The 22,088-nt window shown below is 39.7% G+C and carries 22 protein-coding genes; 2 read left to right on the top strand and 20 right to left on the bottom strand.

All coding sequences use genetic code 11. The features are described 5' to 3' along the window. Positions 1–190 precede the first annotated feature (190 nt). Complete coding sequence (locus tag CHU_RS10280; RefSeq protein ID WP_011585487.1) at positions 191–1,006, top strand: hypothetical protein; 816 nt, start codon at positions 191–193, stop codon at positions 1,004–1,006. Positions 1,007–1,099: 93 nt separating this feature from the next. On the opposite strand, the gene CHU_RS10285 is transcribed toward CHU_RS10280, so the two are convergent. The 20 genes from CHU_RS10285 to CHU_RS10380 form a co-directional block, all read right to left on the bottom strand. Continuing rightward, positions 1,100–4,924, bottom strand: a complete 3,825-nt coding sequence (locus tag CHU_RS10285) for an MMPL family transporter (protein WP_011585488.1) — start codon at positions 4,922–4,924, stop codon at positions 1,100–1,102. Beyond that, a complete protein-coding gene (locus CHU_RS10290) occupies positions 4,917–6,119 on the bottom strand; it encodes a DUF2062 domain-containing protein (RefSeq protein WP_011585489.1) in 1,203 nt (400 codons plus the stop codon). Before CHU_RS10290 ends, CHU_RS10285 begins: the two co-directional genes overlap by 8 nt. Then, a complete protein-coding gene (locus CHU_RS10295; RefSeq protein WP_011585490.1) occupies positions 6,120–6,491 on the bottom strand; it encodes a (3R)-hydroxymyristoyl-ACP dehydratase in 372 nt (123 codons plus the stop codon). It abuts the gene before it with no gap. Position 6,492: 1 nt separating this feature from the next. Next, the gene (locus CHU_RS10300) at positions 6,493–7,146 is read right to left on the bottom strand and encodes a hypothetical protein (RefSeq protein ID WP_011585491.1); all 654 of its coding nucleotides are present in this window, start codon (positions 7,144–7,146) and stop codon (positions 6,493–6,495) included. Then, the gene (locus tag CHU_RS10305) at positions 7,124–7,768 is read right to left on the bottom strand and encodes a LolA family protein (RefSeq protein WP_011585492.1); all 645 of its coding nucleotides are present in this window, start codon (positions 7,766–7,768) and stop codon (positions 7,124–7,126) included. The genes CHU_RS10300 and CHU_RS10305 overlap by 23 nt, the downstream gene beginning before the upstream one ends. Continuing rightward, a complete protein-coding gene (locus CHU_RS10310; RefSeq protein ID WP_011585493.1) occupies positions 7,761–8,540 on the bottom strand; it encodes a polysaccharide deacetylase family protein in 780 nt (259 codons plus the stop codon). The genes CHU_RS10305 and CHU_RS10310 overlap by 8 nt, the downstream gene beginning before the upstream one ends. Then, complete coding sequence (locus tag CHU_RS10315) at positions 8,527–9,591, bottom strand: beta-ketoacyl synthase chain length factor (RefSeq protein ID WP_011585494.1); 1,065 nt, start codon at positions 9,589–9,591, stop codon at positions 8,527–8,529. The genes CHU_RS10310 and CHU_RS10315 overlap by 14 nt, the downstream gene beginning before the upstream one ends. Beyond that, the gene (locus CHU_RS10320; RefSeq protein ID WP_011585495.1) at positions 9,585–10,793 is read right to left on the bottom strand and encodes a beta-ketoacyl-[acyl-carrier-protein] synthase family protein; all 1,209 of its coding nucleotides are present in this window, start codon (positions 10,791–10,793) and stop codon (positions 9,585–9,587) included. Before CHU_RS10320 ends, CHU_RS10315 begins: the two co-directional genes overlap by 7 nt. An 18-nt stretch (positions 10,794–10,811) precedes the next feature. Beyond that, positions 10,812–11,096, bottom strand: coding sequence for a phosphopantetheine-binding protein (locus tag CHU_RS10325; protein ID WP_011585496.1), 285 nt, complete (start codon positions 11,094–11,096; stop codon positions 10,812–10,814). A 1-nt stretch (position 11,097) separates the two neighbouring features. After that, on the bottom strand, positions 11,098–11,727 hold the full coding sequence (locus tag CHU_RS10330) for a hypothetical protein (RefSeq protein WP_011585497.1): 630 nt from the start codon (positions 11,725–11,727) through the stop codon (positions 11,098–11,100). Positions 11,728–11,731: 4 nt separating this feature from the next. Then, positions 11,732–12,853 carry a beta-ketoacyl-[acyl-carrier-protein] synthase family protein gene (locus tag CHU_RS10335; protein WP_011585498.1) on the bottom strand — a complete coding sequence of 374 codons (1,122 nt, stop codon included), beginning with the start codon at positions 12,851–12,853 and terminating at the stop codon, positions 11,732–11,734. Positions 12,854–12,856: 3 nt separating this feature from the next. Next, positions 12,857–13,273 carry an acyl-CoA thioesterase gene (locus CHU_RS10340; protein WP_011585499.1) on the bottom strand — a complete coding sequence of 139 codons (417 nt, stop codon included), beginning with the start codon at positions 13,271–13,273 and terminating at the stop codon, positions 12,857–12,859. Between the two features lie 4 nt (positions 13,274–13,277). Then, on the bottom strand, positions 13,278–13,703 hold the full coding sequence (locus CHU_RS10345) for a 3-hydroxyacyl-ACP dehydratase (protein WP_041932334.1): 426 nt from the start codon (positions 13,701–13,703) through the stop codon (positions 13,278–13,280). Between the two features lies 1 nt (position 13,704). After that, positions 13,705–14,805, bottom strand: a complete 1,101-nt coding sequence (locus tag CHU_RS10350; RefSeq protein ID WP_238379255.1) for a methyltransferase — start codon at positions 14,803–14,805, stop codon at positions 13,705–13,707. A 1-nt stretch (position 14,806) separates the two neighbouring features. Continuing rightward, entirely contained in the window at positions 14,807–15,703 is an 897-nt protein-coding gene (locus tag CHU_RS10355) for an acyltransferase (RefSeq protein ID WP_011585502.1), read from the bottom strand. Positions 15,704–15,796: 93 nt separating this feature from the next. Then, positions 15,797–16,537 carry a 3-oxoacyl-ACP reductase FabG gene (fabG, locus tag CHU_RS10360; protein WP_011585503.1) on the bottom strand — a complete coding sequence of 247 codons (741 nt, stop codon included), beginning with the start codon at positions 16,535–16,537 and terminating at the stop codon, positions 15,797–15,799. 4 nt (positions 16,538–16,541) lie between these two features. After that, positions 16,542–18,083 (bottom strand): HAL/PAL/TAL family ammonia-lyase, encoded by a 1,542-nt coding sequence (hutH, locus tag CHU_RS10365; protein WP_011585504.1) that lies wholly within the window; start codon positions 18,081–18,083, stop codon positions 16,542–16,544. 168 nt (positions 18,084–18,251) lie between these two features. Next, complete coding sequence (locus CHU_RS10370) at positions 18,252–19,535, bottom strand: phenylacetate--CoA ligase family protein (RefSeq protein ID WP_011585505.1); 1,284 nt, start codon at positions 19,533–19,535, stop codon at positions 18,252–18,254. Further along, positions 19,536–19,919: a holo-ACP synthase gene (acpS, locus tag CHU_RS19350; protein WP_011585506.1), complete on the bottom strand. Its 384-nt coding sequence runs from the start codon at positions 19,917–19,919 to the stop codon at positions 19,536–19,538. It lies immediately after the preceding gene. Further along, positions 19,916–21,598, bottom strand: coding sequence for a C45 family autoproteolytic acyltransferase/hydolase (locus CHU_RS10380; RefSeq protein ID WP_011585507.1), 1,683 nt, complete (start codon positions 21,596–21,598; stop codon positions 19,916–19,918). Before CHU_RS10380 ends, acpS begins: the two co-directional genes overlap by 4 nt. Positions 21,599–21,758: 160 nt before the next feature. On the opposite strand from CHU_RS10380, the gene CHU_RS10385 reads away from it, so the two are divergent. After that, the gene (locus tag CHU_RS10385) at positions 21,759–22,085 is read left to right on the top strand and encodes a DUF3817 domain-containing protein (RefSeq protein WP_049755527.1); all 327 of its coding nucleotides are present in this window, start codon (positions 21,759–21,761) and stop codon (positions 22,083–22,085) included. Positions 22,086–22,088: the final 3 nt, after the last annotated feature.

The raw sequence follows: 22,088 nt of genomic DNA on the forward strand, positions 1-22,088 counted from the left end.
TCATCCTCTGAAAGTTTAAGATCTTTATCAAAATAAACAAACGAGTGAATATCTAAGTGATTAATTAACAATTCATTAGATAAAATTGTCATTAATATTTGTTTAATGCTAGCCTTATACATAAGCGTTCGAATTAGATAAAGTAGAACAAGTTTATATCCCTATGACATAAAAATCCGTACCTACCCCTATGCCTAAAACAAAATATTTTAAAATTTTACGTAGTTTTTTGAATCCAGCTTTATTGAGGAGGTACTTTTCTTTTGTTCAGATCCAGAAATTAAATAACAAGGAGCTTAACGAAGAAAAAAATAAGGATTACAGGAACATCGTTTACCTTCAGATGATGATTATTCTTTCAGCCATGCTGGTGAAAGAGACGCTGGCAATTGCTGGTGTTGATATAAAAGTTTCCAACACAATCCGTGATATCTTATTTTTAACTCTGGGCGGTTTATATGTAATTGTGCTGTGGGATATTTTGCGTAATCTCACCAAATCAAACACGTTGATTGTGGCGATGTTCCTGCTCATGCTGGTTGGCCTTGGTGTAGCGTTTTTTGCCGTGAATCCGGTATATGATTTTTTTGAAAGTGACAATGCCAAACGTCCGTATTTATTCTTTATACACTTATCGCTTTTCATTATAGAATCTACTGTAATCTATCACTGCGTGTACGATATTTTTACGGGTAAAAAACTTTCAGCAGAAAAAATATGGGGTGCTGCGTGTATTTATTTGATGATCGGGATTTCATTCGGCAGTGTATATGATCTGATCAATATTGTAAACCCCGGCAGCATGGGTGTTCCGGTAGCGCAGGGACTGGAAAGTTACATGGTGTGTATTTATTACAGTATGACCATCATTGGTGGCCACGATGCGTTTCTGCAAGCCATTCCATTGATCCAGAATCTGGGTATCATTGAAGCGGTGTGGTCTAACCTGTTTATTGTATTGCTGGTTGGCCGCTTGTTAGGCAAACCGGATACGGAAGATGAATAAAAATAAATGTATGCCGCTTATTTTATTCTGACAAATGTTCTGTTACTGAATCCACCATCTTTTATAAGACTAGTAACGACAAAGGAATCAGAGTTATTGTTTCACTACGTAATACATAATATTCGATGTATATACAGTTGTATCAACTACACTTACCTGAACATTATAATCTTCCAGTGTTTTAATAATTGTATCAGAAGAAATAAAGCACAGCTCTTCTTCCGTCTGCTTATTAAACTTTAACAGTTTGGTAGAGAAGAATTCTGTGAGCTTGGTGCCTTTGTGTTTTGATTCCTGCGAAGAATCTCCATCGCGAATAATTAAAATACCACCCGGATTTAATTTTTCAAAACTTCTTCGGATAAGTATGCGTTGGTTTTCAGCAGAAAGATAATGCAGCACATCCAAAATAATGATTGCATCGGCATCTTTCATATCCACCTGCATAACATCGTTCTCAATAAATGTGAGTTGATCGTTTTTTAAATAAGAATGGTTTGCAACAATAATTTTTTCGCCATCGTAATCTACACCTGTAATGATACGTTCACTTGACTGATGCATCAGGAAATAATCCAGAAAGCCGTATCCGCAGCCAAGATCATAGATTACACCTTTACGTGGCACCAAGGTATTGAACTCGTTATACGAATCTTCAAGGCCAACTTTTATTCTGTAATACCATTCCAGTACGGGGCCTTTATACACATAGGAAGTAAGAATTTTATTGAAATAAACCGACATGCTTCTGTTTACAGATATTTCATCCAATTGCCTGGTAAAGGCTGTGGTAATGAGCTGCTGCATTTCTGCTGAATCGGATGCTATAACAAACTGTTCCTGTATGGTTATATGCGCACGGTTAAATACCCAGTCATTTTTCACTAACGACAATTCTGTTCCTGTTATAAAAAGAATGGCCACTTCTGCGTTAGCCTCTTTTATTGCTGAAACAAATTCCGTTGACACGACTGCTGCTTCACGCGTATCAATCAAATACACCGGAGAATAACCATTCCCTACATAGCCGGAAATGATCGACGCAGCCTGCGATGCAGCGCACACAGGTGCCGGTTTCAGGTCCTGAATATAAAACAGCGCCTTTTCTACTAACGTATACGAGGCTGTTGGGTCCTTAAGCAAAACAACCTTCGAATGTAAAGACAATAAGATACATTTAGTAAGTAGTGTTTCATCATTTACTAAAATAAGGAACGCATCCTTTTTAGTAAGATGTCTAAAGGCGCGCTTTTTCTGCTTCAGAAAATATGAAAAGAATATAAGTATTTTGAATCCAACGCAAACAACCGACTTGTAGATGCTTCTGCTTATTTTTTCTAAACCCAGCAGACTAAACAAAGAGAAAATCAGTTTAAGCAGGCAAAGTATGAGAAACATAATACCCAGATCAAGGAAGAAGAAAACCGTTCGGAATCCGGTTATCAGGGTAAGCGGCGGCTTGCCTTTATCTGTTCTGTTGGTAATAACCCACTTGAATAAAAGCGGTATAAGTGTATACGAAATAATTACAACGCAGGTAATACCTATAATTGAAATAGCTGCGATGGATTTTAATGCCGGGTGTTTAGCGAAGATTAAGGCACCCATTGCTATAATGGTTGTAAAAGCAGAAAGGAATATCGAAACTTTATAGGAAGGCAAATTGTCTTTACCTTCTGCATATTTTTTCTGCAATCCATCCGTGATAAAAATGGAATAATCATCTCCCAAACCAAATACAAAGGTTGAAATAATGATGTTAACAATATTGAAGTGAATATTGAAAATGCCCATTAATCCAAGGATCCAGAACCAGCTTATAACCATCGGAAAGAAGGATATCATCGCCAATTCAATTCTTCCATACGAGATCAATAGAATCAAGAAAACCAAAATGGAAGTAGACATTAAGATCTGATTAAAATCATCTTTTATAATGACCAGAAACTTATTGTAAAATAACTGCCTGTCTAAAATGGTCAAACCCGGAATTTTATCGAATGTACTATAAACTTTATTATCTACAGTCTGCGGAACACGCATGCTGGCAATCACGACAACACCATTGCTATCCTGCTGAATATAATCTTTCAGAAAAACATGCTGCATGAATGTTTTATCTTCTGCACGCATAACTGCATACTTTTTGCTGAGGAGCTCAAAAAATGGAGTGAATGCCTCGGGCCGGAAGCCCAATGCTGTTGCATGCACCGCTACCGATTGCTGCACCTGTGCAATTTTTTCCGGTGTCCAGTATGCATTCCATGCGGCAATACGTTTTAACTGTATGGAATCAGAAGGAAGTAAACCGGAAATACCTGCATAACGGTGAATGATATCCTGCTTCTTAAACGAATCAATAATCGGCAAAGCTGTTTCATTTCTATAGATAGCTTCAGAAATTGTTTTTCCTTTAAATAATAAGAATACACTTTTGCCGGCTGAAGTATCATTTTGATATAAAGCATTTTCTGCGACCCGCAGTTCATCAGACATGTAATTGATCTTAGACAGATCACTATCAAACGACACCCGGTTTGAAAAATAAACAAATATTAGTGTAAGCACAGCAATACAGCCAATAAATAGCTTACTCTTTTCAGGCTGTACCTGTATTACTTTCAGAATAAACGATTTTGCTTTTGTTACTTCTTCGTTTTTATCCAGCTGTTTTTCTGAAACAAATGCTTCTATTAAATGCGGTAAAAAAAGTAAGGCAAACAACGATGCGCCGATCAGGCACAAACCTGCAAACAGACCAAAATCGCTTAAAATCTCTGAATGCACATAGAGCAGACTAAAGAAGGCTCCAACCGTTGACACACTACCGATAAGCATGGGTGTGGCAATATCATTGACAACCGCTTTAATAGAGCGTGTATGCTGGTAGTGGGCAAAGACGTGAAAGGAATAATCGAGCGCGATACCAATAATTACAGAACCTGCACCTATAGCAATAGCTGAGATCGATCCTTTGATCAGATAGATCATAGCCAATGAAAATACACCGCCAAAAAGTATCGGCGACATCATTAAAAAAGGTAAAGACCAGCTTCTGTAGAATAAATACAGGAATACCAGGATTACCAGAATAGCAGTTGTAGCAATAATTTTAATGTCTGCTTCTATCTGTCGCGCATTGGCTACCGCTACTGCGGCCGCACCAAAATAATTTACGTTAACCGTTGCTCCGCTGTATGTTTGTGCGGCTTTATTAAGCATATCAATCAACGGACCATTCTCTCTTGTTTTATTCGGTGGATATTTTGGTGTGATAAATACAACAAGCGTTTTTTTATCTTTTCTGAAAATATGACCGTTATACAATTCATAATTTTCTTCAGCCTGCATGCCCTGCAGTTTACCTAACGCTGAAGAAGAAATAGCAAGCGGATCTTTTAATACAAATTGTTTTAATACCAGGCTGGCCGGCGAAATCAGTTTGTGGTATCCGCGGTCAATGCTTTCTTTGATCGATGAATCTGTGGTGATGCTGTCAATCCGTGCATAATCCGATGGCGAGAGATAAACAGGAAGATTGTTGTATAACAATTCATATACCTCTGCAACCCGTGTTTCATCAATCTCATTCCGTATCTCAGTGATCCATGTATGAGACTGTGGCTGTGCATTCAGATCAGATACAAAACGATCGGCAGCAGCGATTAACGAATCTTCCATTCCATCCTGATCCGTTGTAAAGCTAACAATGATCTTATCTAAAATCCGGATATCCTGAATGGCCGTCTTGTATTTATTAGTCGATGCATCATCAGGAATCATTTTCGTTATATCATCCTGAAAAGATATTTTTGAAGTAAAATATCCGAATGCCACAAACAAGCTGATCAGTACGGTATAAAAAACAGGTTTATTCGTTTTAAAAAACTCATAAAAAAACACGACTATTCTATTCATCTACTTTATTATTATTTTTATGAGAAATCTTTTCAATAACCAGTTGAATGGCCAGCGATACAATAAATACAGCTATACCGGATACAAGTGCCAAAATAAAACTTCCGAATATGTATGGATATAAATAATTAAAAATATCCTGCATGCTCAGGTCGGTTGAAAAAACCAATTCCGTTGGTTTATTTAAAAGGGTGGCTCCTATGTAATAACTTCCATACAAGATAAATGGAATAAACGGAGGAATACTGATGTTGGAAAATATAACAACGATTACCTTGTTCAATTTCAGTAGATGCGCCAGGGCCAATGCAATCCAGATCTGATAGCCCCAGAAAGGCGTAATACCCATGCACACGCCAAAGCCCATGGATAGTGATTTCTTCAGAATAGAATCCGGGCTGCCTACCGTATGGTCATAGATTTTTTTTTTACTTTCCTTTAATGAAAAGTTTTTTATTAAACGGATGGGTGTAAACCAAAAAGCCGAAAGCAATACAAAAACGATGTTCAGCAACGTTATCCGGGTAACATCTTTAAACGGACGGAAGTGTGTGATGCGTTCGTCAGCAGGCGGATAAAATACTTTGATCGGAATAGACAGCACATTTACTCCTTTCCACGAACAACGTACCATTACTTCAATTTCAAATTCATATTTACGTGTCAGGAAATGAATCTTACTGATGGGTTCAAGCGGGTATAATCTATAACCCGATTGTGTATCGGTTAACTTTATACCTGTAACCACCCAAAACCAGAAGCTGGAAGCCCGGTTCCCGACGGTACTTTTGCCGGGCACATTCGGCTGATCCATATTCCGTGCACCGATAATGATTGCATTCGGGTGTGCATCTATCTGCTCAATGAACAGATGCAGATCATCCGGATAATGTTGTCCATCCGAATCAATGGAAATGGCATATTTATAGCCATGCTTAAATGCTGCTTTAAAACCCGTACGCAGCGCCATTCCTTTACCGCTGTTTTTCGCATGTTCTACAACAAGCAAATCCGGGTAGTTTTCTAAAATAGAGCGTGTATTGTCTGTTGATCCGTCGTTAACAATCACAATATTCGACGTATATTCCAATACCCCCTCAATAACAGCTGCAATAGCTGTTGCATTGTTGTACGTAGGAATCAATACACAACAGGCGTGATGAATAAATTTATGATGTAAGGTAGTATGCTCCATTTAATTTAAAACAACTAAGCTACCGGAATATTTTAATAAAAAGCGGTCTTCATTCTTTAAGGTTGCCTGAAAGACAATACGCGTTTCTGTCTTTTCTTTAATGCTGATCTCCGCCTGAATCGAATTTGACTCCACGGGATTTAACATGGATAAAAATTTAATCATATCGCCTTTATCTATCTGTGTTTTTACGAGCAATGATTCTTCAATTAATTCTTTAATACATTGAACCATACAAACCCCGGGCAATACTGGTACTTCCGGAAAATGCCCCTTAAATATTTCATGCGAAGCGTTTACTTCCAGATGAACACGTATAACAGCAGCATCTTTCTGGTTGCTAACAACACGGTATAGATTATCAACAAGCATATTATTGGGTAAAAGAAAGGGCGGTTAGTTGAATTTTTAAATCAAAGTTGAAATGCTCCACAAAAATCTGACTGGCGGTTAAATTTTCAAGCGTTGCATATTTTACTTCAAATTTACGCTTATATTTTGAACCATACACATAGGTAATCTTATACGGGTAATTATCTTTTGCCAATTCAGCAAAAATATACGCGCCCTGGTAGTTAAACCGTACTGTTTGCTGATTTGAAGCGCTTTTTATCTGTACCGGATCGGATAATTGATTCTTATTAAATAAAACAACCCAGCGTATGTCTTCGATAATGGTATTCATAACCGGCTTTGAATCCAGCTGAGAGATGCAGCGAATCAGCTGATACGAATCATGTGTTACATAGGCATCAAAAAACGAAACACCCATTTCAGTAAAAAACGAAACTTTAAGCGTGTCGCCCGATTGTTTTTTAACCGCCAGAATACCGCTTAAGGCTTTGCCGTATGTATCAATGCTGGTTTTGAAATAATGTATGGAATCCTGTTCAAAAAAGGGTGATTGCATAACCCCTTCAAAACCGCCGGCAACAGCGGCGTGTTTGTAGGTATGTTTGGAACATGCGGATAGCATAATAAGAAGAATGCTGCTCCATACAACATTACTGAACCAGGAATTCTTCATCTTTCAACGCAACATTATATACCCGGTTTACAAACGTGATTAGTGTATAGTCGCCCGACTTTTCGGTCATTTCAACTTTCATTACTCCATAATCCGTTTTATTCACGTACACATTCACCTTTGTAACATACTGTTTCATTGTTACATCAATCGGTGTCATCTCCATCAGAAAAAATTTGCTGTTCTCTTTGAATGCAATAGAAAATTCTTTGCTGTCCAGCACATTTCCCTGAACCGCTTTGATCATAAGATCGTTAACGTATTTAAATAATTTATTGGTCTTTGAATCGTATTTGCTAACCTTACCATTGTCTTTAATCAGTACTTTACCTTTATACAAAGACATGATATAGACAAAGGGCGTTGTATATTCCAGCTTCATCATATCCGGCTTTTTATATTTCATGTTCCCTTTAGAGATCACTTTCTGAGCCATAAAAGACAAACTCTTTTCCTGTACAAAATCACAGGTCATGGAAGTGATTGATGTATTTTTCTGGTTAAGTTTTGTTTTGAAGCCAGCCACATCTTTCATTGCCACATATGGATCAGTTTGTCCGGCCATGGAACAGCACAGCAGTACAAAAACGGCAATACCAATATATTTTCTGAAACTATTCATCTAAATTATTTAAATCGAGTATGTCATTAAGCTCAAAAATAAACCCATTCGCATTGGCAAACAACAAAAACTCAGCCAAAATCACCGGTGTATGTGCATTTGTATCGTGCAACAAGATAATGTCCCCGTTTTTCAGATTTGGCTTAATGCGGTTCAGCACTTTTTCTGTTGATTTGCTTACCGTATCAAACGAGCGTTTATTCCAGCCTATGGAGTGCATAGACAAGCGTTGTACAGCTTTAGCTATGTTTGGATTGGTTACACCAAAAGGCGGGCGGTAGAGTTTATACGTACGCCCGATGGTTTGCTGAATAATCTGTTCTGTCGCTGCTATTTCTTCTGCTACTTTTTTAGCCGCATACATGCCAATAAAGTTGGAATGGTTATAACTGTGATTGGCTACAATATGGCCTTCGGCAGCAATCTGTTTGGCCAGTTCCGGGAACTGCACAATGTTTTTTCCGATGCAAAAGAAAACAGCTTTTGCATGCATTGCTTTCAGTGCTTCAAGAATCAGCGGCGTATATACCGGATGCGGACCATCATCAAACGTAAGGATAATATTCTTTTTAGATGCATTGGGGAGCGAACAGATCGAAGTTAAAAAAATACCGGCACGCATGCGAAACGCGGCATAGATAATGAACAGCATCCAGAGCATAATCTCCATGGGATATACCCAGAATGGAAGTGGTGAAACCAGCGATCCGTAGAGAACAGTAGCAATAAAAAAGCTCCCGAACAGGTAGCGGAATGTCTTATAGGTCAACATCTGTCAGCAAACAGAATGAATGATACTTATTGTGTGATTGATTGTACAGCAGCACACGTTTAGGGGCACGGTGTCCTTTATCGGAAAGAATGACCGATGCATCTATCTTTTTATGACGGATCAGCTGTGCGCCCAACCAGTACGCAAACGAAGAAGCGGTGAAGGATTCACCGAAATGGTGTTTATATACAACGTGTGTAGACGTGCTGAACAGATTACGAACCGGTTCATAATACACATCACTTGCTGCATCGCCGTTCATGCCCAATACCAATACATCAATATCGGCGGCTGTTAACGAAGCTTCTGCAAGAAACTTTTTAAAGTGTGCTTCAATAGATGTATCCTTCGGTAATATATAAATCAGCTCCAGCGCTTTAACGGCGGCTACCGAAGATTCTTTTTTCTCCGAAGAGAGCATCATGCTTACCACACCCTCTCCCGCAGTTACAGCCAACGCATTTTTATGCGCAATAGCTTCCGCACGGTCCCACAGATGCATGCGTTTTACGATCGTATGCACGGCAGGAATGATCTCATCTGCTGCATTTACCAATACATGCTTACAGCTCTTATCCAGCAGCATCAGTACAGCATCCAGCAGTGATGACTCAAAGGTGAAATATCTGTTTGAATACGTATAGTTCGGGTAATAACACGTGATCATCATAGCGATCTGCCCGCTGATCGTATTGTGTGTGGATTGAATAAATGCAGTTGGTGAAAGCATCGATTCGTTGTTTTCGATCAATGCTTTTAAAAACTTCTCCGTGTCTTCCAGACAACCTAAGCCCGTACCTGTAATGATTGCTTCGGGCATTACGCCGTCTGCCATAGCAATGCTTTTCTGCGCCGCTACCAGGGACATCTTAATGAGCCTGCTGAAGCGTCTGCTCGCTGTGGGGTTTAAATATTGCTTATAATCCGGGTCAAGTACTTTCCGGTATGGAATGGTTTCTGTCTGTACATTTCCATCTACATACGATTCGTCAAACGTTGGCTGAGCAGAAACCCCTGATAAGCCATTAATATAAACGTTCTGTATTAACATGCCGAGATCAGTAAAGATGAGTTGTTGCCCCCAAAACCAAAGGAATTAGAGAGAATATGTTTAATCGTTTTATTTGTCTGAAGTTCTGTAACCGGTATAATACCTGTCTCTTCAATGGGGTCTTTGAAATTTTTATTCGGGAACATCCATCCGTTCTGTATCGCCAGCACAGACATGACTGCTTCTATCCCACCTGCAGCTGCTAAGGTATGGCCGGTCATGGCTTTGGTTGAACTCACCGGCGGAAGATCTGCCGGGAAGATCCGCTGCAAGGCAACACTCTCCGACATGTCATTATTCTGTGTACCTGTTCCGTGTGCATTGATGTAATCGATCACGGATGGTGCATAACCGCTCACGTTGATGGCCTGCATCATGGCCAGGTAAGCGCCTTCTCCATTGGGCGAAGATGCCGTCTGATGATACGCATCACAGGCATTGCCATAACCGGATAATACGGCTAATGGTTTTACACCTCTGCGGGTTACCGAAGCTTCTGATTCAAGTACGAAATATCCGGCGGCTTCACCTAAATTCAAACCCGTACGGTTTTTATCAAAGGGTTTGCAAGGCTCTTCGGATAAGATCATCAGCGAATTAAAACCGTTTATGGTAAATTTACAGATGGCATCTGAACCGCCTGCCACAACTATATCGCATACGCCTGCTTTAATCAGGCGTGCTGCATGAATCATTGCATTGGCTGCAGATGAACACGCTGTACTGATGGTTGTAATGTATTGTTCAATCCCCAGCAAGGCTGCCATTTGTTCGGCGGCGTCACCACAGTCGTGGGTTAATGCTAATTTAAGATTTCCTTTGGAAGGAGATTGAATAAAATCTGCGTAAAAAAATTCGCCTTTATCCATACCACCGGCACTGGTTGAATTAACCAGGCCTGCACGTATACAGTCTTCCTTTGTTAAGCCTGCCATTGCTACGGCTTCCGAAGCGGCGATCATACCTAATAAAGCTGTTCTGGAATATACCTGCTTAGCCGGTAAACCCGGCACCCTGCTTTTTAATGCGGCATCACTTAGCTGTATCTGTGCTGTTGGTAAGGCACGCGCCAGAATAGAATCCAATCTGGTTTTTCTGGAAACACCTGTTTTTGATTCAAGAATAGAATCCGTTAACTCCGTTACATTGAGACCAATTGAAGAAACAGAACCAATGCCGGAAATTAAAACACGTGAAGACATCAAACTATATGAATAAGATTATTTTTGTTCCTGCTGTTGCTGTTGCTGTTGCTGCTGTCTGGCGTAGATGAATTCTGCCATAGATTGAACAGAGAAAAATACCGATTTACCTTCTTCTGCACCATTCACTTTTATACCGTATTTTTTTTGAAGCAATACGATCAATTCTAATACATCAATGGAATCCAAACCAAGACCATCAACAAATAATGGTGCATTGTCTTTGATATCTTCCGGGGTAATGTCTTGAAGATTTAGCTGTGAAATGATTTCTTTTTTTAATTCAGTAATTAACTGGTTCATATTATCGATATAGTAATTCTATTTGTCTTGCAGTAAATTCAATTTCTGAAGAGTTGTTCCCAAGCCCTTGCTCAACCAATACGAGCAATACATCCGGTTTTCCCTGTGAATAATCAATCCAGCCTACAAGTGCTGCCTTGATTGTTTTTTTATTAAATAGTTGAACGGTATAACTTTTCAAAAGTTCTGCCTGAATGGATTCAGAAAGAAAAAACATGTTTTCTCCTTTGATTTTGTACTTTATACAGATCTCACCCATTACGATGTTTGAGAGTGTATATACAAATATAGCAGGACTCGGGAAAAAATTCTCTTTATTGGTGATAGTTTTCTGAAATTCAATGTCCGTATCCAGCGATCCGGAAGCATTCGATATAACAATTCCGATGTCTGTATCCAAATAAGCAGCTTTTATATCCCGTTTTTTTATAATTTTTTCTGCTGCCAATATTCCGTATTTACTCAGCGTATCCATTTTGAAATACTTCGGATACTCCAGTCCCAGATGGCTGTATAAGGCTGCAGGATCGTTTTTAACCAACTCTTTTCCTTCTGCCGTTTCAATAGAAACAAAATCCGGTTGAGAAGGTTCAACTTTTATACGACAAAACCCGGAAATGATATATGCCATCTTTTTATTTCTTTAAAAGTAAAGCGGTGTTACCTCCGCCAAAACCAGACGCTGTTTTCAAGCCGATCTGCATGGTTTTAAGAGTGGACTGGCGTGTAACATTTAATTCTACGCTTGTACCGGTTTCAGTAAAACCAATGGATGGAACAAGCATGTTATTTTGTAAACTCTGCGCCAGGTAAATGGTTTCAATAATACCTGCCGCGCCCAGCGTATGACCAATATTGCCTTTTACACTATAAACAGCTTTTGCTTCCAGGTTTGCTGTTTTAAATGCCATCGATTCCATTTCATCGTTATAGAGCGTTGCTGTTCCGTGTGCTGAAATAACGTCGATCTGCTCTGCGGTAATACCGGCTTCGTTTATCGCGCCAAGGATAGCAGACGACAACCCTTCTCCTGTTCTTGAAGGACCAGACAAGTGATTGGCATCATTGGAAGATACAACCGATAGAATTTCAATAGCTGCTGCATCAGTTTTTTTATTGCTTAATATCAATGTGCCGCAGCCTTCTCCTAAGGATAAACCTGCACGTGCTTTATCAAATGGTTTGCATGGAAACGGGCTAAGTGCCTGGAAGGAATGAAAGCCGGACAGAATAAATTCTGAAAAACAATCTGCTCCTGTAACCACTACATGTGTGTAACGGTTGTCCTGCAAAACTTCATACCCGTATTGAATGGCCTGTAAGCCTGAGATACAGGCGTTGGATACAACAATAGGTGTATTGGGATTATTAAAATAGGCGGTAACGTCTTGTGCCGTTATCCCGATGCGTAAACGGTTTTTATCAAATGTTTCGTCTGTCAGGTATTCTACGTTTCCTTTTGTTGAAGCAAATACAAACAAGACGTTAGCATTTTCTACATCAATTTCCGTACGTTCTAAGGCTTTTTCAATACAGGAAATAAACAGACGTTCTATTTTAGTTTTACCGGCTGCATCTTTTTTGATTTGAAACGATTTTCCGTCTTCAAATTTTGACGCGTAAAAAGTACCGATCTGCGGATGCGTATATGTTCTGATAGCAGATTGCAAGCTATATAACTTTTCCATATTCTCTTCCGTGCTCTGCCCCAATGGCGTCACAACAGAATCAGCAAGTATGTAAACGTTATTTTTCATGTATCAGATCAGTCCGTGTTTTTTCTTCCATTCAACAAGAAACGGAGGTATGGTTAAGCTTAATTCTTTGTTAGAATCCAGGAACACCTGAACGGTTTCGCCCGTGGCAATAAGTTCTCCGGTTGCTTTGTTTTTTATAACAAATTTAAAGATAAGTTTCGCTGCATCGGTATCCACGTAAGTAGCTTCCACTATTGCGGTATCGCCATATTTTAACGAACGCTTGTAATCACACACTACTTTTACAATCGGTGTGGAATAACCTGCGCGGTGTACATCCAGATAGTGAATGCCGTATTTTAAACCGAATGCTTCGCGCGCATCTTCGAAATAACGTACATAATGCCCATGCCAAACAATCAGTAAAGAATCAACTTCACTGAACCGAACCAACACATCTGTTTCATGGCATAAGGTCATTGTATTATTTTTTCAAAACGATTTTCATTTCACAGGTAAGCACGCGCTTGCCTTTTACAAAGCTCTCTCCTTTTATCAATGTCATATCAAAGATTTCCTCCAGTACTTCAACGCGTGTTTCAAGCACATCTCCTACCTTTGGCAGATAATCAATTTCCAGGTTTTTAACAGCGCCAATAAAACCAACCGGCACAGGCTGGCTGGTTAATGTACACGCATAGCCAACACCGGCTGCTGCGGTCTGCGCAACATTTTCAATCAGTCCGGGTTCGTGCAGCACACCGTCTTTAACAAACAATCCGTGTGCAGGTATTTCAAGTTCTGTTTCCGTTACATTCTTTTCTGCAGACACCAATGTGCTGATCATAACGATCGGCGGGCGCTGCGGAATATATTGAATCACATTTTTATCCGGAAGAACTGCTGCCATGTTATTTCTTTTTACAGATTAAAACCGTATGGCTGATACCAACATTATTAATATCTTCTTCAATGACAAAACCTGCCTTCTCTACGCAGCGGATAAATACCTCTGAATGATACATCTGGCTGTTTCCGTTGGCAATGCAGGTAAAGTATAGAGACGTTTGCTGCAAACAGAAAGAAGCTGCTTCAAATTTCTGTCTGTCCCAGAATGTTTCCATAATGATCAGCTTGCCTGAATCAGTTAAAGCTGTTAATGCCTTTTTCAGAATGCCAACAATTTCATCTTCAGAAAAACAATCCAGGAACTGACTCATCCAGACAACGTCATAACCTGCAGGCAAGCTCGTTTCGGGCTTTAATATATCCAGCGGATGATATGAAATACGTTCGCCTTCTTTGTATTGGCTGATATTTTCTTTGGCCATCGCAATCTGCTGAGGAAGATCTGCAATGGTCATTTTTACATCTTTGTTGTGATGCACGCAGCTTAACGACCATTTGCCGGTGTTGCCGCCTACATCTAAAATTTTTGCCGGATTAAATTTGAAAACGATCGGCAGTACCCGGCTGAATGAATCGTCTGAATAGAAATGATCAAACGCCAGCCAGCTTTGTTTTTCTTTTTCCGGTAATTCAGAAAGCGCCTGATAGAACGTTTCGTATTGCGGCCCGATTACTTTTAATCCTTCCGGTTTACCGTTTACAATAGAATCTTTTAAATGAAAGAAACCCTGGTAATTGATATCCTGAACAAAGTCCATATTGGCAATTGTCATCGGATCATTTAATATATAATACCCTACCCGTGTAATGGTATATTTTCCGTCGTTAATGATCAGCAAACCCATACCCAGCCCTGCTTCTACCAATACACGCACACCATAGTTTGATAGTGTTAACTTAGCAACAATCTCTTCCTGCGTAATTCCTGCTGTACCGGAATCTTCAATGATTTTCAAAATACCTAAATCTCTTAAAGCCATTGAAGCCTGAAACACAAAGGGAGCAAAAGCAATTTTTTGAGCTTCAAATTTTGCGTCTACAGCTGAGTGTTTTTCTTCCTGATAAAACCTCATGGAGGATCTTGTTTCTTTTGTTTGCATCATTTTATTTTCCTGTTTGCCAAAAATTATAATAATTAAACCATTGGTATGGGTATTTTTTTACGTTTTTTTCAATTAACTGAACAAACGTAGTAAATGCATCTTTTAATTGTTCTGCCTGGGTATTTTTATCCCGGTCAAACGTATATACTTCCCCTTTAGTAGCACTGAAGTAATAATGAGACGAACGTTCTTTCATAGCGAATACAAAAGACACAGGTACTTTATATTTAGCAGCCATTAATAACGGACCACTTGGGAAACAGGCCGGTTCACCCAAGAACGGAACCTCTACAACGCGTGTGCCCGGTAAGAAACGATCGCCATGCATACATACCAGTTCTTTACGCTCAAAGGCATCGTTTATGGCATACAAGTGCGACAGATCTTCTTTAATAGCAATTACCTGAATATTTTTTTCGCCTTTTACACGGTCCAAATATTCTTTTACTTTTTCATGTTCGCCTTCAAACATGACAATATTAATCTTAGCCTTTACGCGGTATAATAAGTGTCCCGCAATCTCCCAGTTTCCTAAGTGTGCGCTTACCAGCAAACCGCCTGTACCTTCTTCTACCATTTGTATCAGGTTTTCTTCCCCGTCAAACGTAAAGGTAAAATTTCCATACCCGGCCATTACAATAACTCTGTCAACGAGTGTCTGACCGAAAATGTAAAAGTTGCGATATACACCGAAGAATGCTTTCAACGGTGAAAGTCCCATGCGTTCACGCAGAAACGAATAGATTGATTTCCAGGCCTGGTTGAATTGTATGAAATAATAAAAGGCCGCTGGGTACAATACAATATACGTAGGCCAGACACCCATTCTTCTTAATATGAAAACGAAGAATGAATAGCCCGCTTTTGATCCTTTTGATTTTCCATCCCAAGCTGCCATGTATTTAATTTGAATTTATTTGTCCGCTTATCCGGTTTCGGTTATCTACCCGGCAAACGCTATAAACATTGATACAGGAAGATTCCTATTGTATCAGGAATACAATCCGCCATTAATAGAAATTACTTCGGCACTTATGTACGAAGCTTTTTTAGAAGCCAGAAATGAAACAAGCTCTGCTACTTCTTCCGGTTCGCCAAAACGGTTTGCCGGTATCTGTGCTTTTGCTTCTTTTTCATTTATATCCTGCGTCATATCTGTCTTTATATAACCGGGAGCAACGGCATTTACAGTGATTCCACGCTTTCCAACTTCCTGTGCCAAAGCTTTTGTAGCACCTATTACGCCAGCCTTTGCGGCAGAGTAATTCATTTGCCCAGGTACACCTTTTAGGCCTGATAGCGAAACGATATTTATAATGCGGCCATATCTATTCAACAGCATCTGGTTGATCAATGTTTTGGTTACATTATAAAAACCCGTTAAGTTGATATCGATCACGCCATCCCAATCCTTCGGTTCCATCCACATCAATAAATTATCGTTGCGGATACCGGCATTATTAATAAGCACTTCGATAACAGAATCGGGATGCTGTTCCAGCCAGCCTGCTAATACGTTATTTACTTCCGTGCGATCCGATACATCAAACTTCATCAATGTTGCAGCTCCGCCCTGTTCTTCAATAGCCGATTTTGTCTTTTCAGCTTCAGCATCGTTTGATTTATAATTAATCAGCACATGATAACCGTCTGAAGCCAGCTTTACAGCAATTGCTTTTCCAATACCTCTGGCAGCACCTGTAACCAATGCGTATTTTAAATTCGCTGACATATGCTTACTTAACAGTTTCTTTAGAAATAGAAATTCTAAGTTTGGATAATACGTTGCGTATCTCTTTGTATTTAGGCTGATCTTCTGTGAATGGAACAAACGCAGTATGTATCGTTGCCAATACCGAAGAGTTATATACGGATAAGCGATCGTTTAATTTTAATATATCAATAGCTTGTGTAATAGACATCAATTCAATGGCAATTACCTGATATGCGTTCTCAATTACTTTGCTGCATATCAAGGCAGAGTTTGTACCCATACTTACAATATCCTGATTGTCGTTATTGTTTGGTATGCTGTGTACATACATTGGGTTTGCTAATGTCTGGCACTCTGCAACGGTTGATGTAGCTGTAAACTGAACCCCTTGTAAACCAAAATTCAACCCTAACACACCTTTATTCAAAAACGGCGGAAGCATATTATTTAATTTGCTGTTCATTAAATAATTCACCTGACGTTCTGCCAGCATGGCAAGTTTTGTAATAGCAATTTTCACTTTATCCATTTCCAGCGAAATGTAATCGCCATGGAAATTACCGCCGTGATAAATATTATTGGCAGCTTCGTCAACAACCGGATTGTCGTTAACAGAGTTTACTTCATTTTCAATAACTGTTGTTGCATATTCAATGGTATCGCTGATAGGGCCAACGATCTGTGGTACACAACGGATCGAATAGTATTCCTGAACTTTATCTTCAAAATACATTTCATCCACTTTTTTGTATAAATGCGTAGCACGTGATTTGATCAGCGTACTACCTTCTAAACGTTCTCTTATCTGTGCGGCTACTTTACGCTGGCCGGCATGTAATTTCACATCGTTCAGTTCAGAAGAAAAATAATCATCGTATGAAGCGATCAGTTCATTGATCAATGATGCTGCGTTCACCGACCAGTTTACAAGATTTTGTGCCTGAATTAAATTCACCACACCAATACCTGTCATAAAAGAAGTTCCGTTCATTACGGCTAAGCCTTCTCTGATCTGAATGGTTATCGGTGAAATACCTGCTTCTGCAAATACTTCTGCAGCCTCACGGATCTCTCCCTTGTAGTGCACAGAACCTTCGCCGATCAGACATTGTCCCAAATGTGCCAGCTGCACTAAATCACCGCTTGCCCCAACACCACCGTGTTCAAATACAACAGGCGTAATATTGTTGTTGATCAGATCGCGCAATAGAAATATCAGACTTTCGTGTACGCCGGATTTTCCGATCAGGAAGCTGTTTAAGCGAACAATCATGGCTGCTTTAACATAGATCGGATCAAGTGCATTACCTGTACCTGAACAATGGCTGCGGATTAAATTATACTGTAAGGTTTTACGATCTTCATCACTAACGCGGTATTGAGCCATCGGACCAAATCCAGTATTAATACCATAAATGATTTTATCGGTAGAAAAATGTATCAAAAACTGATGATTTCTTTTTACTCGTTCAATCGCTGCTGCACTGATCTCAAGTTGTTCGTTTGAATATAAAAACCCCTTTAATTGATCTAGTGTTACTATCTGGTCTCCAATCGTTATCATTAATAAAATACTATATTACTATATAAACAATCTACAAAAGTAAGGTTTTGTAGCCACATTTTCAGGGAATGTTTATAAAGAAATTCGATTTTGGCTGAAAAATCCAGTTTTTACATTATTTAAAAATGCTCTCTTTCTGGTAAAACCACAGAATCCTGCCATGAACGCTCATTTGCGGTTATCTAAAAAATCCACTGGTTTTCTGAAGTTTAAGCTATTTCTTGTTTTTTCTATCTGTTCAAAGGATTCATACAGCACTTCAGGTGTAACACGTATTTTAGCTTTGAAATGATCTTTTATAATCTTGTCATTTTCTTCATGTTCTGTTCTGCAGGCCACGTGAACGCGGATCACATCCAGGCCGAGATCATTGTGATACACTTCAGTGTAATACGAACGGATACAGGAAATCTCATTTAAAATCTCACTTAGCGCCGGCGGATAAAGGGTGGTGCCCTTAAACTTGATCATCTGTTTTTTACGGCCAACGATTGGCCCGACACGTTTTGTATGTCTGCCGCATGCGCACCGACTGGTATAAAAGCGGCACAGGTCGCCCGTTTTAAACCGTACTAACGGCATGGATTCCACCCCTAATGTAGTAATCACCAATTCTCCTACTTCTCCTTCTGCAACCGGCGCATCATGTTCATCTACAAATTCTGTAATAATTAAATCTGTAAGCTGATGCCCGCCCTGCCCTGCAGTACACTCTGTAAAAGCAGTACTCATTTCCGTTGACGCGTAAGTAGAATGCAGCAATACCGGCCAGCGTGAAACAATGCCTTTTCCTAAATTATTGTAAGTGAAATCTTCGTTGCGAATCGCTTCTCCGATACAGATAATTCTTTTTACAGATGTTTCAGCCGGATTGATATTATGTGCTTCTGCATAATCCAGCAGCTTGATGATAAAAGAGGGCACACCAATAAATACCGTTGGTGCAAAACGTTTGATCGTGTTCCACTGCAATTCCGGTGCGCCCGGGCCAACGCGGATGATGCCTGCCCCGATTTTCCGCAAGCCCATATAATACGCCAGTCCGGCCATGAACAATTTGTCCATGGTTGCAGACAATTGTACTTTATCTGCTGCCGTAACACCTGCAATCGACAACGACAGATATTCGTTTAATGCAAGGCGTTCTAAATCTTTTTCTGATAAGTGAAACGGAATCGGTTCACCTAAGGTGCCCGATGTAACAACGGTATCGGCAATCTGTCCGGATTCAATGCACAACATTTCCTGATAATTCCGGTTCAGATCTTCCTTTGATGTGAAAGGGAGTTTCTGCAAGTCAGCGATGGATTGAATAGCCGTAATATCAATGCCTTGTTCGTTAAAAACACGTTTGTAATACGGTGAATGTGCCGTGATATAACGTAGCTGTTGCTGTAACGCTGCTGCTTGTTCCTGATCTATCTGATCTTCTGTTTGAAAAGAAGTATCCATTTAGTTTTTATTAAATAATACAAACGCAATAGCCTGCTCTCTGCTATGCGATAAACTTACCTGTGCATCGGGCACAAACCCAATATGTGTTAACAGTAATGCTTCTACCTGTTTTGTATAAACAAAATACGGCTTGCCTGCTTTGTTGTTTGTAATTTCAATCTGATTCAGATCAATGCTGAAATCAATACCGATGCCAACCGCTTTCAGAAATGCTTCCTTTGCAGCAAAACGTGCCGCATACGATTCATATTTATTTGCTTTTGATTCGCAATACGTTATTTCTGCTGGTGAAAAGACCAGTTCCCTGAATCCGGAAGCGGCATCAATACGTTGCTGCATGCGTGCAATATCTACAATATCAACACCGATCCCCTGTATCATAGCTGTTTGTTACAGGTTTCCGTAAGTGTAAGCACTTTGTCGCGGTCTTCTTTACGCGGTATTACTTTTGTTCCGGCTATTTTTAAATAGTACAGGGCTTTTACGTATTGCTCCTTCTGCATGTAATACTGAGCGATATGTATGTAGGTATCAAAATATTCCGGATTGGAAATCTCAAATGCATGAATTTCCGCATCGGTTAATGTTGTTTTGAAATTGCTGCGTTGCAGACGCTGAAGAATAACTTTGTAATATTCGTATTGCTTGTACGTATCTGTTGTGAGAAAAGAATCTGCAGGAATGGTACGGCTTGTATCATATAGGGCTGTATTACTTTTGATGTTGTATTCAGAAGCAAATATTTTATTGAGATCATAACAGAGGTAAGCGCCCAGCTGATACGGGTTTGTAGAAATCCAGATCATTTTCTTCTCCGGGCTGAATATAATGGAATGGTGTGCGACCAATTGATTCAATGTATTTTCATTGGACATACCGATATCCGATTCATTCCAGCCAAATCTGTTCCTTAAAATTTTCACGGCCGATTCCGGTGTATGCTGCTTCTCCTGGTTCAGCAGCTGTTCAAACCGTTTGTAGCGGTCAACCGTTGCACTTTCCTTCATGTGCCTGATATTTGTCGGATCGGCTGCAAAATAAGGACTTTGAAAATGGTTGGTAGATAAAATTTCGTCTTTGGGTGATGTAAATAAGATCGTTGTATCCGGTGTCTTTTCAATTAATACAGCTTTATGATCCCATGCAGAACCGATTAAAAATGACTCAGAAACAAACGATTTTGATTTAGCGACAATCTTAAAGGCTTCATCAATGTTTTTAGCATATTGCAATACTTCTCTTGATATAAGCGTGATTGGGGTAGCCGTATGAGAAGGCAATACAGAAGGAGCCGCATTAAGCGTTACAGTTAAGCCATGTTCGTTCATACCGGATGTAACGCCGGTAAATCCGCCCCAGGTAATCATCATCAGTTTATATCCGCTATCCGGTTTGATAAATAAAATCATTTTCTCCTTTGCGAAATCATCTCCGGCATAAAAATCAAAATTGCGGGCAATAAGTAACCTGCTGTCGGGCGTATAGGCATTCCAGGCACCAAAGGACGAGCAGGCAACCAGATTCATGTTCTGCATGGCATGCCCGATGTCGTGCGCGCCGTGATAGTTCAGCATACGCTGATAGGCAGGCGCTATGTAATCGTATCTGGGAGAGGCAAATCTGGAAACACCGAAAATTTCCTGTTTAAATTCTTCGGAAATATTTTCATCCAGATCTTTATTTAACCAGACTACAACCTGCTTTAAGAAAAACTGATACAGGCGTGACGGAATCAGCGCATTTAAGCGATCCACAAAATAATCTTCCTGGCGCACAACAATGTCTTCTGCCAGTAAACCATGCATGTATCCGCGCTCATAAGGTTTCCCTTCCAGATACATTTCATACAACCCATATTCATTTTTATGATACCAGTTATTTCCTGAAACCCATCCATTGGGTATGGAATCGCGCCTTAAATGTAAATAGGAAGATTGATTTCCTACGACCGGTTCACTTAAATGGACCATCCATAAAAACACCCCGCACAGAATGAACAGAAATACTAAAAAAAACGCGGCAATTTTAACTATTTTTTTCAGTACAGATTTAATGGTCATAAGGGAAAGAAAAGGTGGTTAACCTGAGTGATATTCCATGCAATATACACATTTGATTCCTTGAATAAAAAAACCAGTGATAAGAGTCAGAATGACTGTAAAAATGTAGGCATTCAATATTTAAAGCCATACCTTTATTCCACTATTTCATTTGAATATTATGCAGGATCAAAATACGGTTTCTAAAAAGAAACTTTCCCAAACCATCCGATACATTGCTGTTGCAGAGGGTGTCTCCTATTTAATCTTATTAACCTTATCAATACTGAAAAGAACTACCGAACTGGACGTGCATCTGGGTATCCGTTACCTGGGTATGGCACACGGTGTGCTGTTTGTATTGTTTATGACTGCTATCGGGCTGGGTGTTTACTTTCTTAAATGGAGTATGATGCGGGCAGCATGGGCATTTGTAGCGTCTTTCCTTCCATTCGGAACGTTTTATCTGGATTATCAGCTGAAAAAAGAAGAAGATGTGATGGTTTAACCA

The sequence above is a fragment of the Cytophaga hutchinsonii ATCC 33406 genome, assembly GCF_000014145.1.
GTDB lineage: Bacteria > Bacteroidota > Bacteroidia > Cytophagales > Cytophagaceae > Cytophaga > Cytophaga hutchinsonii.

What these genes read in the sequence shown, in the direction of transcription:
- CHU_RS10335 (WP_011585498.1), bottom strand. Translation starts at nt 12,853, where the DNA reads ATGAAAAATAACGTTTACATACTTGCTGATTCTGTTGTGACGCCATTG.
- CHU_RS10385 (WP_049755527.1), top strand. Translation starts at nt 21,759, where the DNA reads ATGCAGGATCAAAATACGGTTTCTAAAAAGAAACTTTCCCAAACCATC.
- CHU_RS10370 (WP_011585505.1), bottom strand. Translation starts at nt 19,535, where the DNA reads ATGGATACTTCTTTTCAAACAGAAGATCAGATAGATCAGGAACAAGCA.
- CHU_RS10290 (WP_011585489.1), bottom strand. Translation starts at nt 6,119, where the DNA reads ATGGAGCATACTACCTTACATCATAAATTTATTCATCACGCCTGTTGT.
- CHU_RS10380 (WP_011585507.1), bottom strand. Translation starts at nt 21,598, where the DNA reads ATGACCATTAAATCTGTACTGAAAAAAATAGTTAAAATTGCCGCGTTT.
- CHU_RS10355 (WP_011585502.1), bottom strand. Translation starts at nt 15,703, where the DNA reads ATGGCAGCTTGGGATGGAAAATCAAAAGGATCAAAAGCGGGCTATTCA.
- CHU_RS10330 (WP_011585497.1), bottom strand. Translation starts at nt 11,727, where the DNA reads ATGGCATATATCATTTCCGGGTTTTGTCGTATAAAAGTTGAACCTTCT.
- CHU_RS10340 (WP_011585499.1), bottom strand. Translation starts at nt 13,273, where the DNA reads ATGACCTTATGCCATGAAACAGATGTGTTGGTTCGGTTCAGTGAAGTT.
- CHU_RS10315 (WP_011585494.1), bottom strand. Translation starts at nt 9,591, where the DNA reads ATGTTAATACAGAACGTTTATATTAATGGCTTATCAGGGGTTTCTGCT.
- CHU_RS10325 (WP_011585496.1), bottom strand. Translation starts at nt 11,096, where the DNA reads ATGAACCAGTTAATTACTGAATTAAAAAAAGAAATCATTTCACAGCTA.
- hutH (WP_011585504.1), bottom strand. Translation starts at nt 18,083, where the DNA reads ATGATAACGATTGGAGACCAGATAGTAACACTAGATCAATTAAAGGGG.
- CHU_RS10285 (WP_011585488.1), bottom strand. Translation starts at nt 4,924, where the DNA reads ATGAATAGAATAGTCGTGTTTTTTTATGAGTTTTTTAAAACGAATAAA.
- CHU_RS10300 (WP_011585491.1), bottom strand. Translation starts at nt 7,146, where the DNA reads ATGAAGAATTCCTGGTTCAGTAATGTTGTATGGAGCAGCATTCTTCTT.
- CHU_RS10305 (WP_011585492.1), bottom strand. Translation starts at nt 7,768, where the DNA reads ATGAATAGTTTCAGAAAATATATTGGTATTGCCGTTTTTGTACTGCTG.
- acpS (WP_011585506.1), bottom strand. Translation starts at nt 19,919, where the DNA reads ATGATACAGGGGATCGGTGTTGATATTGTAGATATTGCACGCATGCAG.
- CHU_RS10320 (WP_011585495.1), bottom strand. Translation starts at nt 10,793, where the DNA reads ATGTCTTCACGTGTTTTAATTTCCGGCATTGGTTCTGTTTCTTCAATT.
- CHU_RS10345 (WP_041932334.1), bottom strand. Translation starts at nt 13,703, where the DNA reads ATGGCAGCAGTTCTTCCGGATAAAAATGTGATTCAATATATTCCGCAG.
- CHU_RS10295 (WP_011585490.1), bottom strand. Translation starts at nt 6,491, where the DNA reads ATGCTTGTTGATAATCTATACCGTGTTGTTAGCAACCAGAAAGATGCT.
- CHU_RS10310 (WP_011585493.1), bottom strand. Translation starts at nt 8,540, where the DNA reads ATGTTGACCTATAAGACATTCCGCTACCTGTTCGGGAGCTTTTTTATT.
- CHU_RS10350 (WP_238379255.1), bottom strand. Translation starts at nt 14,805, where the DNA reads ATGATGCAAACAAAAGAAACAAGATCCTCCATGAGGTTTTATCAGGAA.
- CHU_RS10280 (WP_011585487.1), top strand. Translation starts at nt 191, where the DNA reads ATGCCTAAAACAAAATATTTTAAAATTTTACGTAGTTTTTTGAATCCA.
- fabG (WP_011585503.1), bottom strand. Translation starts at nt 16,537, where the DNA reads ATGTCAGCGAATTTAAAATACGCATTGGTTACAGGTGCTGCCAGAGGT.